Raw genomic sequence first — 25761 nt, 5'->3', positions numbered from 1 at the left:
AAAATGAAAGCATTAATTTTTGGCCTTGCAGCACTGCCAACATTGGTATTGGCTGGAGAATCTATCGATAAAGAACTGTCCATCCCTGCTAACGGCAAAGTTATTATTGAGAACCAACGTGGTGATGTCATCATTAAAACATGGGATAAAAACCTGTTTAAGGTGAGCGGCAAGCTTGATGATAAGGCCGAAGGCTATAAGTTAGAGACCTCGGGTGAGATCACAGAGTTTATCGTAGAAATGCCAAAACGCTACAATAGCTGGGGAACAGGTGGTGGCTCGAATTTAACGATTTATATGCCGAGTACCAGCGAGCTTGATTTTGAAGGTGTTATTGTTGATGTCGAAGCGGCGGAGTTAACCGCAGGAGCCAGTATCAAAACAGTGAACGGTAATATCAAAGTCAATAAGATCAGCGGTAAGATCTCACTAGAAACTGTAAATGGCGACATAGATAGCCAAGAGTTAAATGGTAATATTCAGTTTGAAACAGTAAATGGTGATATTGACGATGTAGCCTCCAATGGGAAACTACGATTTAACGCCGTGAACGGTGAAATTAAAACGCAAACTACAGCAACGGAGTTACGTCTAGAAAACGTAAATGGTGAAGTTGAGCTAAAAATGGCGGAGCTGAAAGATTTACGTTTATCGACCGTAAATGGTGAGATTGAACTCTACACCAACAAGCTTTTAGATAATGCGGCAATTAACATGGAGAGTGTGAGCGGAGACATTGCACTATATTTCCCGAGTGATGTGTCAGCTCGATTTGAAATAAATGCTCATTCAGGTGGACGCATAACCAACGAATTAAGCGATGATGAGACAAAAAAAGCCAAATATGGCCCAGCCCGCTCTCTTGAGTTTGTATTAAACGGTGGTAATGCTGATGTTGAAATCGACACTGTCAGTGGCAATATTGAATTAAAACGAAAATAATCACGCATGATGGATACAAGCACCACAAAAGGCCAGAGTTTAACTAAACTCTGGCCTTTTGTGGTTTGCACTTGTAAGTAGACCAGATACAATAGAGGGCCTTCTCTTTTTCAATGTTGTGATATGGCTAAATCAGATCTACAAGTCGATACCTTAAAAGTTCCTCCGCACTCAATTGAAGCCGAGCAGTCCGTGTTGGGCGGTTTGATGCTCGATAATGAAGCGTTTGACCGTGTTGCGGAATTGGTGGTTTCCCATGACTTTTATACCAGAACCCACAAACTGATTTTTGAGGCTATGGAGAAGTTGGTAGAGTTAGGTCAACCTATCGATTTAATCACGATTTCTGAAAACCTTGAGAAAAACAACCAGCTAGAAACCATAGGTGGTTTTTCTTATCTTGCTGAAATTGCAAAAAATACCCCCAGTGCAGCAAATATCGACGCCTATGCGAGTATCGTACGTGAACGTGCGGTAGTACGTGAAATGATAGGGGTAGCCAATGAAATCGCAGAGGCTGGTTTCAACCCTGAAGGACGCGACAGTCACGAGCTCTTAGATTTAGCAGAAAGCAAGGTGTTCAAGATTGCTGAGCAGCGCACCAAGAGCACTGAGGGACCACAAAGCATTCATAACATCTTAGAAAAAACTGTAGATAAAATTGAAGAGCTATACCAGTCTCCTCAAGACGGTGTTACAGGAGTGAGTACTGGATATGGTGATCTGGATAAGATGACTGCGGGTATGCAGCCTTCAGATCTTATTATCGTTGCCGCGCGTCCATCGATGGGTAAAACCACATTTGCGATGAACCTCGCTGAACATGCTGCGATGACGCAGGATAAACCTGTACTGATCTACTCGCTAGAGATGCCCTCAGAACAAATCATGATGAGGATGCTTGCTTCTTTAGGTCGTATCAACCAAACCAAAGTACGTACAGGGCAATTAGATGATGATGATTGGGCTCGTCTATCATCAACCATGGGGCTGCTAATGGAAAAGGGCAAGATGTATATTGATGATGCGTCGGGTCTTACCCCCACTGATGTACGCTCAAGAGCAAGACGTATTGCCCGCGATCATGGTGGGATCAGTATGATCATGGTGGATTATCTCCAGCTTATGCGCGTGCCTAGCTTATCTGACAATCGTACACTTGAAATTGCAGAGATCTCACGTTCACTAAAAGCCCTTGCCAAAGAACTCCAGTGCCCAGTTATTGCGCTCTCTCAGCTTAACCGTACACTAGAACAGCGTGCTGACAAGCGCCCAGTAAACTCTGACCTCCGTGAATCTGGCTCCATCGAGCAGGATGCCGACTTAATCATGTTTATTTATCGCGATGAGGTTTACAACGACGATAGTCCCGACAAGGGAACCGCGGAGATCATTATAGGTAAGCAGCGTAACGGTCCAATTGGTAAGGTTAGGTTAACTTTCCAAGGTCAATACTCTCGATTTGATAACTATGCAGGCCCTGCAATAGACGACGAATATTAATCTTCAATTGAGTAGTAATATGCGATTAGCAAGTGCTGAGATAAATTTAACCGCGCTAAAAGAGAACTTGAAGTTAACACAACAGTTAGCACCAAACAGTAAAGTCATGGCTGTACTTAAAGCCAATGCTTATGGGCATGGACTTGTTAAAATAGCACAGCACCTCCAAGATGCAGATGCCTTTGCTGTGGCTAGAGTGGACGAGGCGTTAGCACTGAGAACGGGTGGGATCACAAAGCCAATTGTGCTGTTAGAGGGTTTTTTTGATCCCTCAGATTTACCTATTTTACTAGCCAATAACTTGCAAACCATTGTTCATGACATTTCTCAGCTCGAAGCCATTGAGCAGGCAAACCTAGATGCACCGCTTACGGTCTGGCTAAAAATCGATACTGGCATGCACCGCTTAGGGGTGGAGCCAGAAGAGTTTGAACACTTTTACTCTCGTCTTAAACGCTCTAAAAATGTGGCCGAACAAATCCATCTCATGACGCATTTTGCCTGTGCTGATGATACAAAAGATAGTAAAACACAAGAGCAGCAAACGCTGTTTGATACGTTAGTGTCTGGTAACAGCGCGCCACTATGCTTGGCAAACTCAGCTGGTATAATTGGTTGGCCCAGCTCTCACGGGAACTGGATCCGTCCAGGACTTATGCTTTATGGCGTATCTCCGATGCTAGATTGCGTTGGTAACCAACATGGTTTACAACCCGTGATGCGATTGACCACCAAAGTTATCGCGATTAAGCGCGTTAAAGCCCATCAGGCAGTAGGCTACGGTGGACGTTGGCAAAGTGAGCAGGATACCTACCTTGCAGTAATAGGAATGGGCTACGGAGATGGTTATCCTCGTCATGCAAAGCAAGGTACACCTGTGGTGATCAGAAATAAACGTTACGGTATTGTCGGCTCTGTATCTATGGATATGATCAGTGTGAATATCGGTAACAACTTAGATGATATTGCTGTCGGGGATGAAGTCGAGATGTGGGGGCCTCACTTACCGGTGGAAGAAATTGCACAATGTGCGGATACTATCGCTTATGAATTACTCTGTAATGTCACGCCCAGAGTCAGTTATGAATATATCACCTAAGCGATATTGAAGAGTAGGAGTTAAACTGGGTTTTAACTCCTTTGCCCCTGTAATGTGGCTACGATGCGTCTTGCACCACCGTAGTCGCGATGTTCCCCTAAATAGATACCCTGCCAAGTACCTAACCGCAAACAACCTTGATAAATTGGGAGCGTCATTTCGCAACCTAAGGTGCTCGACTTAATATGTGCCGGCATGTCGTCATCACCTTCGTAGTCATGGCGATAATAACTCTGTTTCTGCGGTACAAAGTGATTAAAGTGGCTCTCCATGTCCATACGCACTGTAGGATCTGCATTTTCGTTCACCGTCAGGCTGGCTGAGGTATGCTGAATAAATAGATGCAGCAACCCCACCTCATAATGATGTAATTCTGGTAGCTGGCTGATGATTTCATCATCAATTAAATGGAAGCCTCGATTACGAGGCTTTAGAGTTATTTGTTTTTGGATCCAACTCATAGACTACACAAACATCTTTTCGTCACTGAGCGAGCTTATCGAAGCTGACTTCAATATTGGCATTACCGTCAGCAGAGGTAAAAGGCATAATGAGTTTAGGGCCATCACACTTATGGGTGATAGTATGCCCTGCACCAGAAACAACAATAGGGGTTGCCATATCAAACTCATAACCCTTTTCGCCAAGTAAATTTTTGGCACCGCCAGTAACCATATTGGTGATTTCGCCAACCATATCAGTGACGTCTTCGTTTATTGAATCAGGTCGTTCACCAAGCATCCGCTCCATAATAGTCAATGCTAGGTTTTCTTCAAATGTGATGGAAAATGAGCCTTTTGTTTGTGGGCCAACCATACCAATTACACCCGAGACATCACCCTGTGCTACCTCATCTTTTTTGACTTTTGGCTTACCAGGGGTTAGCTCAGTTTGTGCCATAGTAGCTAATACATTGATAAGAGATGATAAAAAGGGGTTGATGAATTCTACATTCATATGGATTTTCCCTTACGCATTTTAAATAAATTTGTGTTGCTGTTTTTATTAAGTGTAGTGTTTTTTTACTCCACTGCACTTAATCTTTACAATTTTCGCAACGGCCATGAGCTTCTATGGTCTGCTCGGTGACTATAAACCCCGTTTCAGCTGCTAGGTTGTTTAGTTCATGAGAAATCGTATTAGAGTGTAACTCTTGAACGTTTCCACAGCTGTCACAGATCAGTAATTGCACGGGGTGCATATGGTCGAAATGATGGCAAAGCATAAACGCATTGGTACTTTCGATTTTATGGATAAAGCCCAACTCAGAAAGGAAATCCAGTGCGCGATAGACGGTTGCAGGCTTTGCTGCGGGCTCTGTCAGCTTTAGCTCTTCAAGGAGATCATAAGCACCTACACCACCTTGCTTTGAGGCTAGTAGTCGAAACACTTTCTCTCTAATTGGGGTAAAACGTGCACCACGGTTATCACATACTTGCTTGGCTTTGCTAACTAGTAACTCTATATTCATGATTTCAAATCCTTACACTGCCTTGCAATACTAACATATTATTTTTATTAGTCTTGTCTTTGCCCTGATAAATTATAACCGAGAATGTGCGATGACTTTTTTGTTGGTATTTTGGGTGCGAAAAAAAGCTTCAAATTGCTGTGCCGTTAATGGTTTACTAACTAAGTAACCTTGTCCAAAATCGCATGCCAAATGTTGCAATATTTTTAGTTGTGTTGACGTTTCAACTCCCTCTGCAACGACTTTCATTGATAGGCTATGCGCCATGTTAATAATAGTAGTGACCAATGCCTGCGACTCTGTTGAGACGAGCATATCAGCAATAAAGCTTTGATCTATTTTAAGTACATCAAACGGATAATGACGCAGGTAATTAAGAGAAGAGTAGCCGGTGCCAAAATCATCAAGAGCAAGTTTAAACCCGAGTTCATGAAGCTGATCCAATGCTTGTTTTACTTGTGCCTGTCCAGAAATAAGCACTCCTTCGGTTATTTCTAATTCAATATCGTGACTGGCTATAGACCGATCATCAACAAGGAGGGCTATTTTTTGAATTAAATTTGGGTCTTTGAACTGCCTAGGCGAGAGGTTAATAGCCACTTTTAGGTTCGCCTGTAAACTCTTTTGCCACTGATTAACCTGTTGTATAGTCGTTGCCAGTACGAATAAACCAATATCTATGATGAGCCCATTTTGTTCGGCAATCGGGATAAATTCCGCAGGAGATACCGAGCCGAGGGTTTTACTATGCCAACGTAACAGCGCCTCTGCACCGAATAATTCACCATTATTAATGTTAAATTGAGGCTGGTAAAAAACTTCGAGCTCATCCTCTGCTAGTGCGATTCTTAGTGCTTCTTCGATGGCAATTTGTCGTGATAGCTTCAGACTCATCTCTTGGTTGTAAAAACAATAGCCATTACGACCGTTATTCTTTGCATTGTACATCGCGGTGTCTGCACAACTTAGCAATTCAGCTGGAGTGTCAGCATCAAGAGGATAGACAGCAACGCCAATACTGATTGAAATATTAAAGTCCCTATCATTGAGCTCAATGGGTTCATGGAACAACTTAACCAGCATATCGGCGACACACGTAATATCAGAGACATGATCAAAACCATTCATCAATATAATAAATTCATCACCTCCCAGCCGGGCAACAGTATCCTGCTCCCGTATTGAGAGGGTAAACCTTTCTCCTGCTGCGACGAGAACTTGATCTCCGATTTCATGACCTAGGGTGTCATTGATCCGCTTAAAGTCATCTAAGTCTATAAAAAATACAACAGCCAGTGCTTCACTGCGCTGTGCCGTAGACAGCTGTTGCGTTAATCGCTCCATGGCTAAAAAACGATTTGGGAGATCTGTGAGTGAGTCATAAAAGGCATGATGTAAAATGACTTCTTCTTGCTTTTTCTTTTCGGTAATGTCACGAACTACAATAACGAGCTGCTCGCTGTTTGGGATTGGAGAAAGCCGCGCTTCAAATAGCTTGTTCTGACCGTCAATAGTCAATGGATATTCTATTTGTGTTAACTGATGCTGTTGAGTTGCAGAATTTATTGCTTGGTTAAACTGTCGAGCAGCATGATGAGGTAAAACATCAGCCATCTTTTTGTGAATGAACTGTTCTGGTGAAAGATACAGATCATCTTTTTTACCAGTGTGACACTCAACAATAGTGCTATCCGAATTGATAATAAAAAACAAGTCAGGTAAGGCATGGAAGACGCTTGTCATCAGTGCATGGCGACGCGCCAGTTCTTGGTTGGTTTGCAGTTGTTGTTGCCAGTTTTGCTCCAGTGTTTGCGCGGTTTTATTCAGTTGCTCAGCAAGTACTGCAAACTCACCTTGCCCAGTTATCTGCACACGGCTGGTGAGTGATTTGGTTGAAAGGTCGTGTCCAACATCAATCAGCCTTTTGATTGGTCTATGAATAAAGTAATGGGTAAAGCTTAATAAACCTGCGGTTAACAACACCAAAAACGCAATGAGTATAGCTGCTTTGGCGGTAAATTGCTGTTTTAGAGAAGTGTAGATCTGGCTGACATCATAGAGTGCAACCAGTCGGATCAAATCATCAGAATGAATAACCGGGAGGGTGGGGGATACGGGAATAACGGTAACAAAATACTGCTTTTCGGGAATATACACCGTAAAGAGGTCAAGCGCGTGTAACGCAGAAGCCAAATTATGTTCCTTGATGACGCGAGTAAATAAGTTAAAACCAGCTTCTGACTGTGGATCCAGTTTCATTACCAAGTCATTTTTAATTATAAAGAGGGCTGCATATTTATCATCTGAGTAGTAATCCTCAAGGGTTAAGCTAACCTGACTGATATTGCCCTTGGCAAATTCAGTGGATAGGTGTTTACCTAAATGCCTCATGCTCTGTGTGAGTTGTGCTTGATATGTACTAAGTAACATATCTCTTTGGGTTACATAAGAATAAGCAATGATAAGAGAGGAGATCAGCAAGCCACAGAGTACGGTACCCCAAGTCAGAGTTTGTTTTAAGTTAATGGCAATAGCTTTGTTATTCATATGTCTCGTTATGAAACGTCCAATGCGCGTAATCCTCTACCGTAGCCAAGCCAAACAGGTGTTATGTCTGTGGGGCTTTCAGGTGAGCTACACTCTAGCTTATTTTATGCTGATTGATGAATCGTCAACAATCAAAGATAGTGTAGTTCACTAACTCAAGGCTGTATCACATTTCAGTAATAATTATAGCAACTGGCTCTTCAGAATTAGGCGCGAAACCAAAACTAAAATCATTTTTCAAGAAGCCTATCAAGGAGAGGAGGATAAAGTCGTCATGACTATAAAAGGTGGCTAAAGTAAGAGCAAATAAATGCGTAGTTCTCTGTAATTACACATGAATTGTAACAGTTCTCATGCTTTGATTTTAGCGAGTGTGGGGGTAACATGAGGGTCAGAACTCTACCCCAAAATAGAGCAGAATAATAGCAAACGGAAATTCAGGAATAATAAAATGACAAAAACTATAATAAAAAAACGTACCTTATCACTGCTAGTGGCAAGTGCGCTTGCAGCACAAAGCTGGGCAGCACTGGCTGAAACTATCACGAATAACGTTTACTCGGAAAAAGGATTGGCGGGAACGCTTACACAAGAAAAAATCGATGACCAAAACTACAAAGCAAAAATTGAATTTGGTTGGAATAACCGCCGTATCTTAATCGATGAAAACCTCACACTGAATGAGCAAGGCTTACCTATCAAGCTCAGCCTTCAAGGGCGTTCTGCATTTGGCTCAAAAATTGATGAGACATTTAGTTATAACCGTGGAATTGCGCAGTGGAAAAGTGTCAATGAATCCGGTATCAAAGCTGATGCAACGTTAGATTTTTACGTGCCATCTAATCTCCATCTAGCACTAGACAACGCCACAATGCGTTATGTGCTTAAAAACAATCAATATGAATTAGATGTATACCCCCAAGGTAAAATGTTGATTGAGAAGTTAAAAACACTCAAACTTGGAGAGCAAACTGTGCACTTATTAGTGACCAGTGGTCTTAGTCTTACACCAAACTTTGCTTGGTACGACGATGATGGTAATTATTTTGCACAAACTTGGGGAGCAATGTATGTATTACGTGATGGTTTTAGTAAAGCACAGTTTGAGCAGCTTGAGACCATCCAAAAGCAAGCTGAACAGCAGCACCTTGAAAATCTTGCTAAGAAACTGACGCACCAAGTTCCTGAGCTTTTCATCGAAAATGTTGCAGTGTTTGATAGTGAACAAAAAAAGCTGCTGAAAAAACAAGATGTATTGATCCAAGATGGCAAAATTGTAGAAGTCGCTAATCATATTAAGAAGCCAAAAGGGGTGGCTAGTATTGATGGCAAAGGAAAGACTTTGATCCCAGGGCTTTGGGATATGCACGGTCATTTATCAAAAGAAAACGGCATCCTTAATATTGCCAATGGCGTGACCAGTGTTAGAGATATGGGTAATGAGCACGACAACATTATGGAGATTGAAGCGCTCTTTAATACTAATCAAGTATTAGGATCTCGCGTATATCGTGCGGGTTTTATGGATAAATACAGTGAAAACTCAGCGGGGTTGAGCGTTAAGTCGTTGCAAGAGGCGCTGGATACCATCGACTTTTTCGCAGACAATGGCTATGTTCAAGTCAAACTGTACTCTTCAATAGATCCAAGTTGGGTGAAGCCTATTTCTGAGCGAGCACATAGCCGAGGGTTAAGGCTTAGCGGCCATGTTCCCGCCTTTATGACAGCTGAGCAAGCAATTGCAAATGGATATGATGAAATCCAGCACATCAATATGCTTTTCCTTAACTTTTTAGCGGGTGAAGAGGTCGACACCAGAACACAAAAACGCTTTTCACTAATGGGAGAGCAGGCTTCAGGTTTATCACTAGATAGCCCTGAGATGAATGCGTTCATCAAGCTGCTCAGTGATAAGAAGGTGGTTGTTGATCCGACGGTATCGACGTTCAGAAGTTTATTGATGTCAGAAGATCAAAAAGTCAATCCTGAATTTGCCGCTATCTCCGAGCATATGCCAATTGCATTTGCTCGCGGCTTGAAAGGGGCTGAGATGCATGTTGATGAGCAGTTTAAACTCAGTTATCAAGAGTCAGGCGAAGCGATGCAGAAAATGCTGAAAAAACTCTATGATGCCGGTGTGCCTATGGTACCTGGTACCGATAACATAGCTGGTTTTACCCTGATCCGAGAACTAGAGCTTTATGTTGATGCGGGGATCCCAGCTGCGGAGGTGCTGAATATGGCCAGTATCGAGAGCGCTAAATTGATGGGGGTTGCACATCAAACAGGCTCTATTGCCAAAGGTAAAGTAGCTGATTTAGTGTTGGTGGACGGCGATCCACTCAAGGACATTACAGCATTGCAAAAGGTAGCTTTGGTGATCAAAGGCGAGCAAGCCTTTAAACCTGCTGAAATCTACCGAGCGATTGGAGTGAAGCCATTTACTAGCGCGCCCTCACTAAAGTAGATAGTAATACCAATTTGACTTAATAGTTGCTCAATTTGAAGGAGTAAATCTGAGGCTAACAGCGTTAAAAATTTCTTATTTAGAACAATTAAATAGCAGAATTTTTGCCTTGCCTACAGGACGTAGGTACCTCGGCGTGAGCAGGGCGCGGAAGCGGTGTTATCGACAAGATTTTCTCGCCTCAAAATAGACCACTTAATTAAGAGAATTGGTATAACCCAACGACTAAATAAACCAAGGCCAGTACAAAGATATGTGCTGGTCTTTTTATTTACTCCTTCAACTTGAACAAGTGTTACGACTAGATGGCATTCGTTAATCCTTCTGTTAGTTCCTCTTAATACGCTTTAGCTATAACGTGCGACTGACCGCCGAGTAATCCTAGTTGAGTGTTTGATAGACTTTTCTATTGCAAAAATAAACCTCAAAGCGCAATAGCCTTTAAATATGTCATACAAAAATCTTAAAATTAACTGAGTGTAATCTAGTGTAATGAATAAATTTACTTTTTTGTTAATATATTGCTTTATTTATCAGTTTCTTGTGCTAGCCTTTTTTACTGATCACTCGTAGTTGGTGTGAAACCGCAGTCGTTTTCTCGTTGTGTTTGTTTTACCTGCTGTTGAAAGGTCTCATTTTTAAACTCTATTTGATTCTCTGAAGTCGTCAGTCTTTCTTGCTACTAGTAGTAAAAAAGTTGCCATATTGGTGTGTTAAAATGACAGTGAGTAATTACAGCGATGTTGTTGTGCTGCAAGCAAATAGCAAAAGGTGCTGTTGATTAACTTGGCTCGCGGTTTTAGCGGTTAGTTAACCTTTATAAATATACCCCACAAACGCTTCCCTGCTTATGTTAGGTACTGTGTTTGTTGTGGTTAAGTAATTGATTGGTTTTTTACAACGTTACTGATGGTTAACTGTCGCAAGCCAAATAGATATTGCTCGCGCTGTTGCCAAAGGAATCCCAACCAAGTTATGGGGATGGCATGAATACAAATATTGTTACTATACTCGCGGGTTTAGCGCGTACTCGATCTCAAGATATTGCCTATCAGTATTTTTACGATGAGGCACTACCAAGTAAAACCATTTCCTACCAAGAATTGCATGCACGCGCAGCATCCATTGCTGAGGTATTGAGTGAATATTTTGAGCCGGGTGACAGAGCATTATTACTATACAACTCCGGATTTGAATTTATAGAAGCATTTTTTGGATGTTTATACGCTGGGATCATTGCGGTACCGGTTTATCCTCCTAAGAAGAATCAAAACGTTGATCGTCTGCGTGCCATCATTGAAGACGCAGGTGCCAAAGGCGCGCTTACCAGTGAAAAAATCAATGAAATCGCCAAGCCATTGCTTGATGCAGAGCCTAGCCTAGCGAAATTAGCACTATTTACTACTGATAACATTGCTCTTAAATCGACCACCCAACAGTGGCCTCGTGCAGACATTCATGGTGAGCAACTGGCATTTTTGCAATATACCTCAGGCTCGACGGGCACGCCCAAGGGCGTGATGGTAACCCACAATAATATTCTTGATAATCAGGCGCTAATGAAAGAAGCGTTTGGTCATGATAACAACTCGTCGGTCGTAAGTTGGTTGCCTCATTTCCATGATATGGGGCTCATTTTTGGCATTATGCACCCAATTTACATCGGTGCGACAGCCGCGCTGATGAATCCGGCTTATTTCCTGCAAAAACCACTGCGTTGGTTAAAGCTGCTTTCCCAAACCAAAGCTTTAACGTCAAGCGCGCCAAACTTTGCCTACGATCTGTGTGTGGACACTGTTAAAGACGAAGATCTTAAAGACTTAGATTTGTCTCATTGGCGTTCGGCATTAAACGGCGCAGAACCAGTGCGTGCCAGCACGTTAGAGCGCTTTTATCAAAAGTTTAAAGTATGTGGTTTACAAAGAGCGAGTATCGCACCTTGTTACGGCATGGCAGAAACCACCTTATTTGCAACCGGAGGGCGGCTTCTAGAAAAACCAAGGATATTACGTATAGATGCGGCCAAGTTACAACAGGGTAAAGCCGAACAAGTCGCAGATGAAGGTACAATAGATGCGTTTTATGCGCTAGGTGAGGCTGATGATCAGCAGCCTTATTACGCCGTATCTTCTGGTGTGAGTTGGGGCGAGCATCGCATTGCGATAGTTAATCCAGAGTCTTGTGAAGCCCGCGATGATGGTGAAACCGGAGAGATTTGGGTAACTGGCCCAAGTGTAGCAAAAGGGTATTGGAATAACCCCGCGGCAACCGAGGCTACGTTTCATGCCAGAATTAAAGGTGCTGACCAACGGGATTATCTGCGTACTGGTGATTTAGGCTTTATCCAGCGTGGGGAATTGTTCGTGACAGGACGCGCCAAAGACGTACTTATCTTCCGTGGTAAAAACTACTACCCGCAAGATATAGAGCTGACGGTGACAGAAGCAAGTGACAGCTTAGAACAAAATGGTGGCGCGGCGTTTTCGGTCGCCGCTAATGGCGATGAAGAACGTTTGGTGATAGTACAACAAGTAAAACGTACCGCGCTTAGGAAGTTAAATGCTGAGCAGGTACTGCAGCAGATCACCGCAGCGATCGTTGAGCACCACGGCATTATGCCTTATGACATTGTATTGATAAAGCCCGGTCGCATTCACAAAACATCGAGCGGTAAAATTCAGCGCCAAGAGAACAAGCGTAGTTACTTAGCAGGTAACGTTGAAGCAATTGCGCGCGCCCGTGAAGCTGCTGTGTTACAGCAAGCTGAGACGCCATCGTCCTCATCGTCACTACAACAAATTCAGCGGTTATTACAAGAGTTAGTCGCACAAGAAATAGATAAGCCCGCGCGTAGTTTGGATATCGACGCGCCATTCTTAGCATTAGGTGTAGATTCGATGAAAGCGGTGCGGATCTCAGGGGAGTTAATGGAAGTACACCAGCTAGACCTTGAGCCTACGGTACTTTACGAATATCCTTCAATTCGCGAACTCGCCCAGTATTTAAGTCAGTTTAGTACGTTTGCTCAAGCTCTAGGGCAGACTGAGCTTAACGAGTCGAAAGGTACCACTCAGCAAGCGAATAAGAAGCAAGCCTCTCGCCGAACTGCACATATTGCGGATACAGATATTGCCGTGATTGGCTTGGCCTGTCGTTATCCTTTGGCGAATGGACTTGAGGCATTTTGGCAGCTGTTATGTCAGCAAGGCGATGGGATCACCACGCCAGATCCGAAGCGCCAGCAGCTTTGTCCTAACCTTGAAGCTGATCGACTCGGAGGTTATCTAGAGTGTATTGATGAGTTTGACGCTGCATTATTCGGGATCTCGCCACTTGAGGCCAAGCATATTGACCCCCAACATCGATTACTGCTTCAAACGGCTTATCACGCCATACAACATGCCGGTTACCAACCCGCCACGCTCGCAGGTAGCGATATTGGCGTCTATGTTGGTATATCGCAAAATGACTACTTTTTATTGTCGCAACAACAGCAAAAAAGTACCGCGTATTTAGGCACGGGCACAGCACTGAGCATTGCTGCAAACCGCATTTCTTATAGTTTTAATTTTACCGGCCCAAGTGTGGTGATTGACACTGCGTGCTCGTCATCGCTGGTGGCGCTTCATCATGCAATTCAAGCACTAAGAAATGGAGAAACAAACGCGGCATTGGTGGCGGGCGTTAATCTTATTCTGAGCGATGATGTGACCAAGGCCTGTGAAAACGCACAGATGTTAGCAGCAGACGGTCATTGCAAAACCTTTTCACAAGCAGCGGATGGCTATGTGCGAAGTGAAGGAGTTGGGGTGGTGATGCTAAAGCCGCTACAACAAGCCATGGCAGACAACGACCCGATTGTTGGTGTACTCAAAGGCAGTGCAATTAATCAAGACGGTCGCAGCAATGGTATTACCGCGCCAAATAGTGCCGCGCAACAGGCGGTGATCAATGCCGCCCTTGATAATGCCAAGATGCAGGCGGGAGATATCCACTATGTGGAAACCCATGGTACGGGGACGGAGCTTGGCGATCCTATCGAGATCACAGCATTAAATCGCACGTACGGAGAGCACCATAGTCGTCATAATCCGGTTATTCTCGGTGCGGTAAAAGCGAATATTGGTCACCTTGAGTCCGGTGCGGGTATTGCTGGGCTTATCAAAACGCTACTGTGTTTACAGCATGGGCAAATTCCTGCGCAGCGTTATAGTGAGGCGTTAAATCCGCACATTCCATGGCAAAAGCTCCCGTTTATTGTGCCGCAAAGCACGCAGGCATGGTCTGTACAACAAGGGGAAATAAGAGCTGCTGGATTAAGCTCTTTTGGCTTTGGTGGTACTAATGCCCATGTGATCTGCGCACAAGCGCCAGCGTCTAAACCCTATACGCAAGCTGAAGTAACACCGCCTTCGTGTTATCTATTGCCCCTGGCTGCTAAATCGAAAGCGGCATTGCAACAACTCGTGGGTCACTATAGTGAGCGATTGTCGAGTTTGACTCCTCAAGCATTTGATGACTTCTGCGCACAAAGTGCTGAGCAAGTACCGCTTAAAGGTGTGCATAAAACGTTTAGTGGTGTGAGTAGAGAGGCACTTATTGCGCAACTGAATAGTCCCATTATTGCTGAACAGTCCTCGGCAAACACTCCACCAGAAGTCGCGTTTTTGTTCACCGGACAAGGTTCGCAATACCCCTTGATGGCTCACTCTTTATATCAACACCTCGCAGTGTTTCGCAGGCACTTAGATGACATTGACAGGTTGGTTGGGGAACGTTTTGGTGCACGCCTGTTGGATGTGTTATTCGATGAAAAGCATAGTGAACTACTGGCACAAACACGTTGGACGCAAGTGAGCTTGTTTGCCGTCGAATACAGTGTGGCAAACTTATTGATACATTTTGGGGTAAAGCCATCTCAGCTGCTCAGTCATAGCGTTGGTGAGTATGCGGCTGCTTGTATTGCGGGTGTGTTTTCGCTTCGTGACAGCGTTGAGTTGATTGCAGCGCGTGGTCAGCTAATGCATGAATTACCGATAAAAGGCAGTATGATCGCCGCAAGGTGTGATGAAGTAGCCGCACGTAATTGCTTGAACGAGATTCAGGGGCAAGTGGTTATTTCAGCCTTTCATGGTGAGGCTGGGGTGGTATTCTCCGGTGCTGAGGAAGCAATCTCAGCCCTCAGTGACGTACTTGCAGCACAGCAAATTAAAGTAACATCTCTGCATACGGCAAACGCTTTCCATTCTCCACTGATGAGCCCTATGCTAGACGCCTTTAGGGAAGTCGCTGAACAGGTTAGCTTTCAACAGCCTAAATTGCCTTTTGTTTCATCCATGACGGGGCAAGTAGAGACCGCACGCATTGCAACAGCTGAGTATTGGGTTGAACAAATTATGGCACCGGTTCGCTTTGCTGACTGTGTAACCGAGCTTGAGTCACTAGAGCATGGCTTAGCTTTTGAGCTTGGTCCCAAACCTATTTTGAGTGGCTTAATACAAGAAAACAGTAATAACAAAGCGCTCAATTATGCCCATGTATTGCACCCCAAAGGCGATGACTGCATGAGGTTCGCCGAGTGTTTAGGCACATACCTCGATTTAGGCGGGGCGCTCAAATGGCTACAGGTGTATGGCAATCGTCCGAACGCTAGAGTGAGTTTGCCGCAATACCCATTTGATTGCAGCTCATACTGGGTTTTTGGTACTGAACAATCACAGCCCGAAGCTCTGACTGTGGTGGATACAAGTGACCGTGATGCACAAATTCGCAGCTTTGTGCTCAGTACCTTAGCGGGACTCTTGTCGATGCCCGCTGATGCTATCCAAACTAACCTCCCGTTGCTAGAAATGGGGGTTGATTCGTTGATGATCATGCAGGCCGTTAGAGTATATGAGCGGGAATTCGGTTTAGAGTTTAGTGTTCGTCAATTTTATCAAGAGCTCAGCGATGTCGATAAGTTAGTGGCCTATATTCAACGCCATAGTGACTATCTCAAAGCGCCGCAAAACCCTCAACAAGCTGGCAGTTCGCCATCACCTGTATCGGTAACGACGGATACGCCAAAAGGTAGCGCTGTAGAGGCTGACAGCCACACACTCGTTGCCATTTGTCAGGCGCAATTACAGGCGGCAAGCACAGTGACCAACGCTGAAGCAAGAGCTGCGTTAGAGGTCGTGGTGGGTCAGCAGTTACGCCATATTCAGGGCGTAAAAATTGAAAACAGTGCAGTCACCACAACAGCAACTGTGGTATCAAAGCCCCAGCCAAGCAGCGCTCAATCTGTGCTGCCAGGCGCACAGCAAAAACAAGTGCAGCATGCCAATAGCAGCCCAGCCATACGTCAACACCTTGCTACATTGAGTGACTCTTACATTGCGAAAACGCACAGTTCAAAAGCGCTAGTGAGCGAATATCGCGCACGCCTTGCGGATTGCCGTGCGTCGGCGGGTTTTAGACTGTCGAGCAAAGAGCTACTTTATCCGGTGTTTTCTAAGCGCTGTGAGGGCGCATATATCTGGGATATCGACGACAATCGCTATATTGATATCACTATGGACTTTGGTACTAACTTATTTGGTCATAATCCTGACTTTATCAAAGCTGCACTGGCGCAGCAGCTTGAAGCAGGGATGCAGCTGGGACTGGCAAGTCCCGATGCGCCAGAGGTCGCCGCACTTATCTGTGAGCTGACTGGGCTTGAGCGGGTATCGTTTTGTAACTCTGGTACAGAGGCGGTAATGACAGCGCTACGCCTAGCAAGAACAGTGACCAAGCGCGATAAAATTGTTCAGTTCTCAGATGCGTACCATGGTCACTATGATGGTACTTTAGCAACTGAATCGCCAGAGCACGGCGTAGAGGCAATGTGTGCTGGAGTGCGCTACGGCGCAATCGCCGATAATCTTGTTTTACCTTATGGTGATAATGAAGCGCTTGAGATCATTACCCGAGAGGCACAACATATTGCCGCGGTGATTGTTGAACCGGTACAAAGCCGTCATCCTGAAAATCAGCCTTGGGCGTTTTTACGTAAACTTCGTACGCTCACTGAAGCACACGGTATTGCCCTTATTTTTGATGAAATGATCACAGGCTTTAGAGCACATCCCGGTGGCGTTCAAGGTTTGCTTGGTATTAAGGCCGACATGGCAACCTACGGCAAAATCGTCGGTGGAGGTATGCCTATCGGTGTGGTCGCGGGGGCAGCCACCTATCTTGATGCCATTGACGGCGGCAATTGGCAATACGGAGATGATTCTTACCCTTTGACCGATACCACCTTCTTCGCCGGAACTTTTTGTAAACACCCAATGACCATGGCAAGCGCCAAAGCGGTGTTGCAAGCGATTAAGTCGCAAGGTCCAGCGTTACAACAAGGGATCAACGACAAAACCGCGGCATTTAAAGCACATCTCAATGCGTTTTTTGAAACCCATGATGTACCCATTCGAATAGAAGCGTTTGCCTCATTATTCCGTTTTCGCTTTTCGCAAAATCTTGATGTGTTCTTTTATGAAATGCTAGAGCGCGGTGTGTTTATCTGGGAAGGGCGTAACTGCTTTTTCAGCGCTGCCCATACAGATGAAGACATTGCTGCGGTGATAAACGCAGTTGAAGCCAGTGTACTTAGCTTAAAACGTGCGGGTTATTTTGGTGAAGCGAGCCAAAGTGATGACGCCGCTGCATTTCCACTTAGCCATAGCCAGCAACAGCTATTAGCGCTGGCATTGACCTCAAGCGATGGAGCGAGCGCATATCAATTACAAGCGACGGTAAAGCTCTCCGGTAAGCTCGACTTAGCGCGGTTGCAGCAAGCCGTTACTGCGCTCTGCCGCGACTTCACAATCTTGCGTTTTGGTGTTGATAGTGAGCGCTTAATGCAATATTGTCGAGTGGAAAAAGCCGAGCTGCATGTTGAATCATGGAGCGAAGACGACCAAGCAGCATTGCAGGCGCGGTTATCTGCACTGCGTTATCAACCGTTTGACTTTGCAAAAGACCCACTTAGTAGAGTGGCATTGTTGAGTGATGGCAAAGCGCAGCACTATTTAAGTGTGGTGGCCCATCATGTGATCTGCGATGGGCTGTCACTACAAATGGCGTTAGCAGCGATTGCTGAGCGCTACAATCAAGATGTAAAGCAAAATGAGGCGGCAAGCCGAGCGGTTTCCTTTAGCCACTACGTTGATAGCTTGCAGGCATATTCACATTCACCGGAAGCTGCCAAAAACCAAGCTTTTTGGCACCACTGCTTAGCCAGTTCAACTCCGCTTGAGCTGCCAAAATCAATGGCGGTGAGTACGGCTTCATTCCAAGTTAATCAACTTACATTACCCATTTCATCGAATGCAATCCGCAACACTGAGATCCTTGCCCAGTCTTTACGCTGTGGGCAATTTGCAACCATGCTTGCACTTTATTGCTTGTGGCTACACAAGTTAAGCGGCCAGACGGTAATAAGTGTCGGTGTGCCGGTATCAGATAGGCAGCGACTGGCATCACAGTTTGAGCCTGAGTTGCTCGACCAAGCGTTACTGGGCTATTGCACCAATATCTTACCCATTGTGGTTGATATAGCAGGCCTTAGCACTATCGGTGAGCTAGTACAGCGGGTGCAAAATATTTTACTTGATGCCTTTGATCATCAAACTCATCCATATGCAAGCCTTGCTGATGACCAGCTTATTCTACCTAGCACCTTGTTTAATCTAGATAAAGTTACCACTTTGCCGAGCTTTAACGGGCTGCAAGTTGAGGTGCAACCAAGTGTCGCTAAATTTGGCCAATTTGAACTGACGACAAATATGACCTGTATTGCGGGGCAGTGGTCACTGTTAGTGGAATATCACACTGCGCAATTTGATACTGAATTAATGACTCAGTATGTGGCTAAGTTTGTCCATTTGCTGTCGCAAGTTCAGAGTAGTACACCGATAGGGGCTCAAAATGAGCTGATGCAAAGTAGCGATGATGTGTATCGATTGGTTGAGTTGCCACTGCAACAAGAAAAATCGGTCAAAGTCGCGACGAGTTTCATTGAAACGTGGCAGCACAATGTGTCGCGTTGCAGCAAGCGTACAGCATTGGTAACGGATGATGTGAGTCTCAGTTATGAAGCGCTAGATGCGCGTGTTAATCAGCTCGCTCACTACTTGATGAAGCAACAGGTAACGCCTAATAGTATCGTGGCAGTAGCATTACCACGCAGGGCGGAGCTATTGATAGCACTTATGGCGGTGATGAAAGTAGGGGCGGCATTTTTACCACTTGACCTTACCTTTCCTGACGAGCGCATCGCGCATATTTTGCATGATGCCAAAGTGAAAGTTGTGCTGTGTGATGCCACCGGTGCGGAGTCTGCGTTATTCAACCATGGTGGTTTAAAGCGAGTCTGCATGGATAGCGATGCGGAAGAAATTGCCAAAAGTGCGACTCGCAGCCCAAGCTTACTAATTCAAGCTCAGCAGCGAGCGTATGTGATTTATACCTCTGGCTCTACGGGGTTACCCAAAGGCGTTGAGGTCAATCACGGGGCATTTGCTAATTTGCTTGCATCTATGTGTCGTGAGCCGGGGCTGGTGGCAGATGACCGCTTATTGGCTATCACCACGGTGGCATTTGATATTGCCTTGCTAGAATTGTTTGGGCCATTACTGGTTGGTGCGTCTGTGGTGCTGGCAAGTGATGAAAGTATTAGCGATCCTGCTGTGCTTGGCGCGCTTATCGAGCAGCAACAAGTAACTGTAATGCAGGCAACGCCAACGTTATGGCAATTACTGCTAAATGCGGCGCCAGCATGTACCTCTGGCATCAAAGTGTGGAGTGGTGGTGAGCCTTTACCTCAGGCATTAGCCGAGCAGCTACTCAGCAACAGTAAAGCGCTTTATAACTTATACGGGCCAACCGAAACCACTATTTGGTCGGCGGTGGCACATATCGATAATGCCGCAGAGGTAACCATTGATAAAGCGATACAAAATACCAGCTTATTTGTGCTCCCAACCGAGGGTCATGGTGAAGGGCTACCTTTACCCGATGGCGTATGGGGCGAGTTATACATTGGTGGTAGTGGCGTTGCTATGGGCTATTTACATCAAGCGGATCTGACCCAGCAGCGCTTTATCAATCATCAATTTACAGCTTCTATTAGCCGCCGTTTATACAAAACGGGAGACAAAGCGAGGCGTTTGGCTGATGGTCGTTTTGAAGTAAAAGGGCGCTTAGATAACCAAATTAAGCTTCATGGTCACCGCATAGAGCTTGGTGATATTAGCCATCACTTGGGGCGGATACTCAATAGCGGTGAAGTCGATGTTTGTGTGCAAACACTAGCAACAGGCTCTTGTCTATGTGGGTATATCTTTGATGATGGTGAGTTATCTACCGAGTGGTCTTCACCTCGGTTGCGCCAAGCGCTTGGTGAGTGGTTACCAAGTTACATGGTGCCTGAGCATTTTGTCTGGTTAAGTCAGTGGCCGATGACGCCAAATGGTAAGCGCGACCGCAAAGCACTGCCAAAGCCTGTGACAGAAGAAGCCTCAGAAATATGCACCTTGGCTCCCCGCACTGAAATAGAAAAACAGCTGCATCAGCACTATATCTCGCTACTCCCAGTTGAGCAGTTGGGCGTCACAGCACGTTTTGTGGATAGCGGTGGCAATTCAGTGATTGGCATGCAGTTGGTATCGAGGCTCAACCAAGCTTTCAATATTAAATTGACCATTGGCGACATCTTTGAACATGCCTGTATTGCAGAGCTTGCCGAGTGTATAGAAGCGCTGAAACAAGCCCATGATGCCATGGTATTGGAAGCGCAAACTCCAAATGTAGAAAAAGTCAGTGATATTGTGAGCGATCGTGATTTGAGCGCTGCACTACGTGATAAATCCATGACGGAGATGGACTTGTAATGATGGATAACTTTGCAATAAAACAGTGGTTAGATGAGCTTGACCGTCAACAGATTTATGTTTATTTACAGCAGGATAAATTAAAACTTAGAACACCGCTTGGGCAGGTGCCTGAGGCTATTATGGAGAAGATAAAGGCGCACAAAACTGCGCTTATCACCTACCTTCAGGGGCAACAAAAGCAATCTACTGCGCTATCTGCTGCGCAGCAAAGAATGTGGTTTATTGATAAGTATGAAGGAGGCACCGAGGCATACAATATGGCTGGGCTCGTTAAATTATCGCAGCCATTTTTAGTCACGGACATTGAACAAGCCTTGAACCGCTTGGTAGCTAAGCACGATATTTTAAGAGCAAGATTTACCACGGTTGAAGGGAGGGTGGTTCAGCAAATTGAACCTGCAGAGGCGATGAAAATTACGGTGATGAGCGTTAATGAGGACGCGCTGCCCAATCAGCTGCCTGAGTCGATTAAACAGGCGGTGCGCTATCAGTTTGATCTTGCCAGCGAGTCGTTACTACAAGTGACGGCATTAGTGCGCAACTCTCACACCGCTTGTCGCTGGTTACTAATAAATATGCACCATATTATTAGTGATGGTTGGAGCGTGACTGTGTTTATTAACGCGCTGCTACGTGAGCTAACCGAGGAGCCTCTTGACTCTCCAGTATTACAGTATGGGGATTATGTGCACTGGGAGCAGCAATTAAGACAATCCCCAGACTATCAACAACAATTGGCTTATTGGACTGAGCAGTTAGAGGCATTTACACCGTTTGAATTACCCACCAGCTATCCCAGGAAAAAAGAGAAGCAGTACCAAGGTGGCACAGTTCGTTGTTCGTTTAACGCAGAACAAATACAACGATTAGATAAAGCTTGCCACAGCGATGGCGTAACACATTTTAGCGCCTTGCTGGGCGTGTTTTACATCTTGCTTTATCGCTACAGTGAGCAAACCGATATTACCTTAGGGGTGCCGGTTGCAAATCGTCAGCAAAGCGAGTTTGAAACTATGCTTGGCTGCTTTATTAATACCTTGCCATTGCGAATGCAGATAAACGGTGAACACTCCATAAGTGAGGCGATTAAGGCACTACAAGGTCAAGTATTGCAAGGGCTTAGTAATCAAAACGTTGCCGTGGAAGACATCATTGAAGCGCTAGAGCTACCCAAATCCGCAGCGCATTCCGCCTTGTTCCAAATATTGTTTAACTACAATGGTGTGGCCAGTAATAAGGTGTCGGTAAACAGCCAATTAGAAGCCGAGTTAATTGCTCTTGATAATGGCACTGCGAAATTTGACTTAACCCTATCTGTTGATGATACAGATGATGCCTTTGTGTGTGACTTTGTTTATGCAACAGGCCTTTATGACCATGCGCTTATCCAGCAATTTGCCGATGATTATTTGGCACTCGTCCAGTGCTACTGTGCTAAAGAAACGCTGCCGATTGATGACTTGGTGCTCAAATCAACGAGCGTATCGGCAAAGGCGGCGGATATCAATCACAACATCAGCCAGCCGGCGCTTGTGCCTCAAGCAATCAGAGATATAGCGCAAATTCAAGGTGAGGCGATTGCAGTGGTTATGCCAAATACCAATGGCGAAGCATCACGCACCCTGACGTATCAGCAGCTACAAGATCAAAGCCTACAAATTGCCAACAACTTAGATGCTCCAGCGTCAATCATTGCGCTAATAACTACGGGTGATATGAGTGACATTGTCACTATGCTTGGCGTAATGCAAAGTGGCCGCGCGTATCTACCTATTGATGGCAATATGCCCACTGCAAGAGCGCTACAAATGCTAGGGCAAGCTGAGTGTAATACGGTGGTGGTAAGTGTCGAAACGCCTCTTTGCCAAGCGCTACATGAAGCTGACATCCAGGTTATTAAATATAGTGAGCTGAACCAAAACAAAGGAGCGCCGCAGCAAACTTATTCACCAAGTTTTGATGATAGCGCGTATGTGCTGTTTACTTCTGGCTCTACTGGTGTGCCCAAAGGGGTTGAGATCAGCCATGGCGCGCTGAGCCACTATTGCAGCAGTATTGCGGCGAGATTGAGTTACAACCAAGATACGCGAGCGGGCGTGGTCACAGGACTTGCCACTGACTTATGCTTAACGGCTGTGTATCCGGTGCTTACTCATGGCGGCACTGTGGTGTTGACTCTTGCAAGCCAAGCGCCAGAGCCTGCCCAAATCGCAGCCAAGTTAGTGGCTGAGCAAGTTAACTTAATAAAATTAACCCCTTCTTTTGCCACCGTGCTGTTGCCTCAGTTTACGGAGCAAAAGCCCGCTATTTCACAGTGGGTGTTAGGTGGAGAAGTGTTAGGTGAGCAGCTTGTTGATAGCATTCGCGCGCTGACGCCCGCGGCGCGTATTTTCAACCATTATGGTCCGACGGAGGCTTGTGTTGGGGTGATTTGTCATGAAGTGACTGACAGCAAGCTAACCGGCCACAGTTACCCAATCGGTACGCCTTTGACACATGTTGCTACCTGCGTACTCAACAAACAGGGGAAGCTAACACCCGCAGGTATGCCCGGTGAGCTCTATATTGGCGGGCCGAGCCTCGCCAAAGGGTATATAAATGCGCCTTTAGAGACCGCAGCTCAGTTTACAAGTAGCTTGCAACATAGTGTCCAATGCGCGCGTTTTTATCGCAGTGGTGATAGCGTTAGGCTGAATGCGAGCGGCGAGCTTGAATTTCTCGGTAGAATTGACAAACAAGCGAAAATTCGCGGTTACCGCGTTGACCTTAATGAAATAGAAGCTGCACTGGTGGCGCTTGATGAGGTATCGCAGGCTGCAGTCGTGGTGCGCAAGCTCGGCAAACAAGATGCCTTGGTTGCTTTTGTGGTAAGTATTGATGGCAGCCAGTGCGCCGCAACTAATCTGCGCGAGGCTATCCGCCAAGGCTTGAAGCGTCGCTTGCCTGAGCCGATGATCCCAAGCTGGATAGAGCTTTGCCAGCACTTACCCACCCTGAGTAATGGCAAGATAGACCGCCAACAATTACAGTCTTTGGCATTAACTTCTCAAAGCCAAAGTAGTGAAGTAACAAGTGCGTTGCAGCGACAGTTAATCGCGCTCTATCAAACCTTAACAGGCGCACCAGAAGTGGGGCTGCACGATAGCTTTTTCAGCATCGGTGGTCACTCTTTATTGGCAATGCAATTGCTCAATGAGCTAAGAGCTCAGTTCTCAGTGGAGGTGAGCTTAAAGCAAGTATTTGCCAATCCTAGCGTATTTGAGCTAAGTGAGATGTTGGCTAACTCTCAGTCTCAAGCTTCATTACCAAGTCTACAACCTGCACCATCACAGCCCAATTATCCTTTGTCATTTGCACAGCGGCGCTTATGGTTTGTTGATCAACTGCAAGGACACAGCAACCAGTATAATCTACAGGGCATATTCCAATTAAAAGGCAAGCTGAATGCTGAGGCCTTAGAGCAAGCCTTTATGACTGTGATTAAGCAACATCCGGTCTTGGCGTTTAATTACCATCAAAATGCGCAAGGAGAGCCATATCAAAGCGTTAATCTTGATGCTCGATTTGCCTTGGCTAAGCACGACTGGACTGATAAATCCGCTGAGCAACAAGCGCATGCGTTAGAGCAGGCTATCGCAGAAGATTACGCAACCAGCTTCGATTTAAGCCGTGATTTGATGCTACGCGCCAGTCTTTATCAGCAGCAAACCACGCAGGCTACCCTTGTGATCACCTTACATCATACCGCAGCCGATGGTTGGTCTATTGCTTGTTTGAGCGAAGCGTTAGAACAGGCATACAAAGCCGCGCTCAGTGGCGACACCCCAACATTGCAAGAGGTGCATTATGTTGATTATGTAATGTGGCAACAGCAGCTGGAGCAGAGTTCGCTATGGCAACAGGAGCTCGATTATTGGCGTATGCAATTACAAGGTCTGCCCAAGGGGCATGAACTACCGCTTGATTACCGCAGAGAAGCAACAACTTCTGCGCGCGGCGCGTTAGTGATTGAGCCCATACCTGCAGCGCTGGTCAGTGCGCTTCGAGCGTATCAAACTCGCTCAGGGCAAACCTTATTTGTGTTACTGCAAACGCTATTTTCCTTGTGGTTAAGCCGCTTTTCTCAACAGCGCGACGTGGTTGTCGGGACGCCGGTATCAGGGCGTCACCTTAAAGCATTTGAAAGTATGATTGGTAACTTTATCAATACCTTAGTGCTAAGGAGCACGTGGAGTGAAGACACCTGCTTTACCCAAGCGCTACAGCAAACTCAAGGCTTACTAAACGACGCGTTGCAACACCAACATATTCCCTTCGATGTGTTAGTGGATGAGCTAGACATTGAACGCTCAAGCACTCAACATCCGCTGCATCAAATCGTGTTTCGGGTAAATAATCAGGTAAATGAAAACCTTACGCTAGAACAATTGGAAGTGACGCCTTGCCAAAGTAAAGTACGCGGTGCCAAACTAGATTTGGAAGTTGCTGTGATAGATGAGGGGGATGTACTCAGCGTTGAATGGCTTTATGACCGCAATTTATGGCAAGAAGCGAGTGTGGTTAGTTTCCATCAGCAGTTTTGTTATGTGTTATCGCAATGTCTTGCAGAGCCAAATGTCCCGCTGTCAGCATTGTCATTGTGGCCCGCTGAGCAGCAGTTAGCGCTATTAAAACAGCAGCAAAGTGTTGCAGTAGAAGTGACAGAGCAACAGCCATGGGTGACTCAGTTTAGCCAGGCGGCTCTTCAGGTTCCACTACAGACTGCGGTGCGCATGGGGGAGTTCTCTTGTAGTTATCTCACCTTAGAAAAATGCGC

The 25761-nt window shown here is 45.5% G+C and carries 10 protein-coding genes (1 of these 10 cut by a window edge); 6 read left to right on the top strand and 4 right to left on the bottom strand.

What is annotated here, in order from left to right; translation table 11 throughout:
- Positions 1–3 precede the first annotated feature (3 nt).
- The 3 genes from HUZ36_RS06745 to alr all read left to right on the top strand — a co-directional run bounded on the left by HUZ36_RS06745 (position 4) and on the right by alr (position 3544).
- Complete coding sequence (locus tag HUZ36_RS06745; protein ID WP_128732448.1) at positions 4–942, top strand: DUF4097 family beta strand repeat-containing protein; 939 nt, start codon at positions 4–6, stop codon at positions 940–942.
- 123 nt (positions 943–1065) lie between these two features.
- The gene (gene dnaB, locus HUZ36_RS06740; protein WP_125250991.1) at positions 1066–2445 is read left to right on the top strand and encodes a replicative DNA helicase; all 1380 of its coding nucleotides are present in this window, start codon (positions 1066–1068) and stop codon (positions 2443–2445) included.
- A gap of 19 nt (positions 2446–2464) precedes the next feature.
- Entirely contained in the window at positions 2465–3544 is a 1080-nt protein-coding gene (gene alr, locus HUZ36_RS06735) for an alanine racemase (RefSeq protein ID WP_128732449.1), read from the top strand.
- A gap of 32 nt (positions 3545–3576) precedes the next feature.
- Here the strand turns inward: alr and HUZ36_RS06730 are convergent, their stop codons facing one another.
- The 4 genes from HUZ36_RS06730 to HUZ36_RS06715 all read right to left on the bottom strand — a co-directional run bounded on the left by HUZ36_RS06730 (position 3577) and on the right by HUZ36_RS06715 (position 7562).
- The gene (locus HUZ36_RS06730) at positions 3577–4005 is read right to left on the bottom strand and encodes a secondary thiamine-phosphate synthase enzyme YjbQ (protein WP_176032424.1); all 429 of its coding nucleotides are present in this window, start codon (positions 4003–4005) and stop codon (positions 3577–3579) included.
- A gap of 22 nt (positions 4006–4027) precedes the next feature.
- Complete coding sequence (locus HUZ36_RS06725) at positions 4028–4501, bottom strand: chemotaxis protein CheX (protein WP_125250994.1); 474 nt, start codon at positions 4499–4501, stop codon at positions 4028–4030.
- 79 nt (positions 4502–4580) lie between these two features.
- Positions 4581–5015 carry a zinc uptake transcriptional repressor Zur gene (zur, locus tag HUZ36_RS06720; RefSeq protein WP_125250995.1) on the bottom strand — a complete coding sequence of 145 codons (435 nt, stop codon included), beginning with the start codon at positions 5013–5015 and terminating at the stop codon, positions 4581–4583.
- Positions 5016–5087: 72 nt separating this feature from the next.
- Positions 5088–7562: an EAL domain-containing protein gene (locus HUZ36_RS06715; RefSeq protein ID WP_176032423.1), complete on the bottom strand. Its 2475-nt coding sequence runs from the start codon at positions 7560–7562 to the stop codon at positions 5088–5090.
- Between the two features lie 451 nt (positions 7563–8013).
- On the opposite strand from HUZ36_RS06715, the gene HUZ36_RS06710 reads away from it, so the two are divergent.
- From HUZ36_RS06710 to HUZ36_RS06700, 3 genes are all read left to right on the top strand, one after another.
- Positions 8014–10029, top strand: coding sequence for an amidohydrolase family protein (locus HUZ36_RS06710; protein WP_176032422.1), 2016 nt, complete (start codon positions 8014–8016; stop codon positions 10027–10029).
- Between the two features lie 986 nt (positions 10030–11015).
- Positions 11016–20942 (top strand): non-ribosomal peptide synthetase/type I polyketide synthase, encoded by a 9927-nt coding sequence (locus HUZ36_RS06705; RefSeq protein WP_176032421.1) that lies wholly within the window; start codon positions 11016–11018, stop codon positions 20940–20942.
- Positions 20942–25761: the start of a non-ribosomal peptide synthetase gene (locus tag HUZ36_RS06700; protein ID WP_176032420.1), read on the top strand. 5008 nt of this gene lie beyond the right edge of the window; 4820 of the gene's 9828 nt are visible here — the first part of the coding sequence; it begins with the start codon at positions 20942–20944; its stop codon lies beyond the right edge, outside the window. Before HUZ36_RS06705 ends, HUZ36_RS06700 begins: the two co-directional genes overlap by 1 nt.

This window comes from Pseudoalteromonas sp. McH1-7, assembly GCF_013366255.1.
Classification (GTDB): domain Bacteria; phylum Pseudomonadota; class Gammaproteobacteria; order Enterobacterales; family Alteromonadaceae; genus Pseudoalteromonas; species Pseudoalteromonas peptidolytica.
Note: the sequence above shows the minus strand (reverse complement) of the source record. Positions and strands in the feature narration are given on the sequence as shown.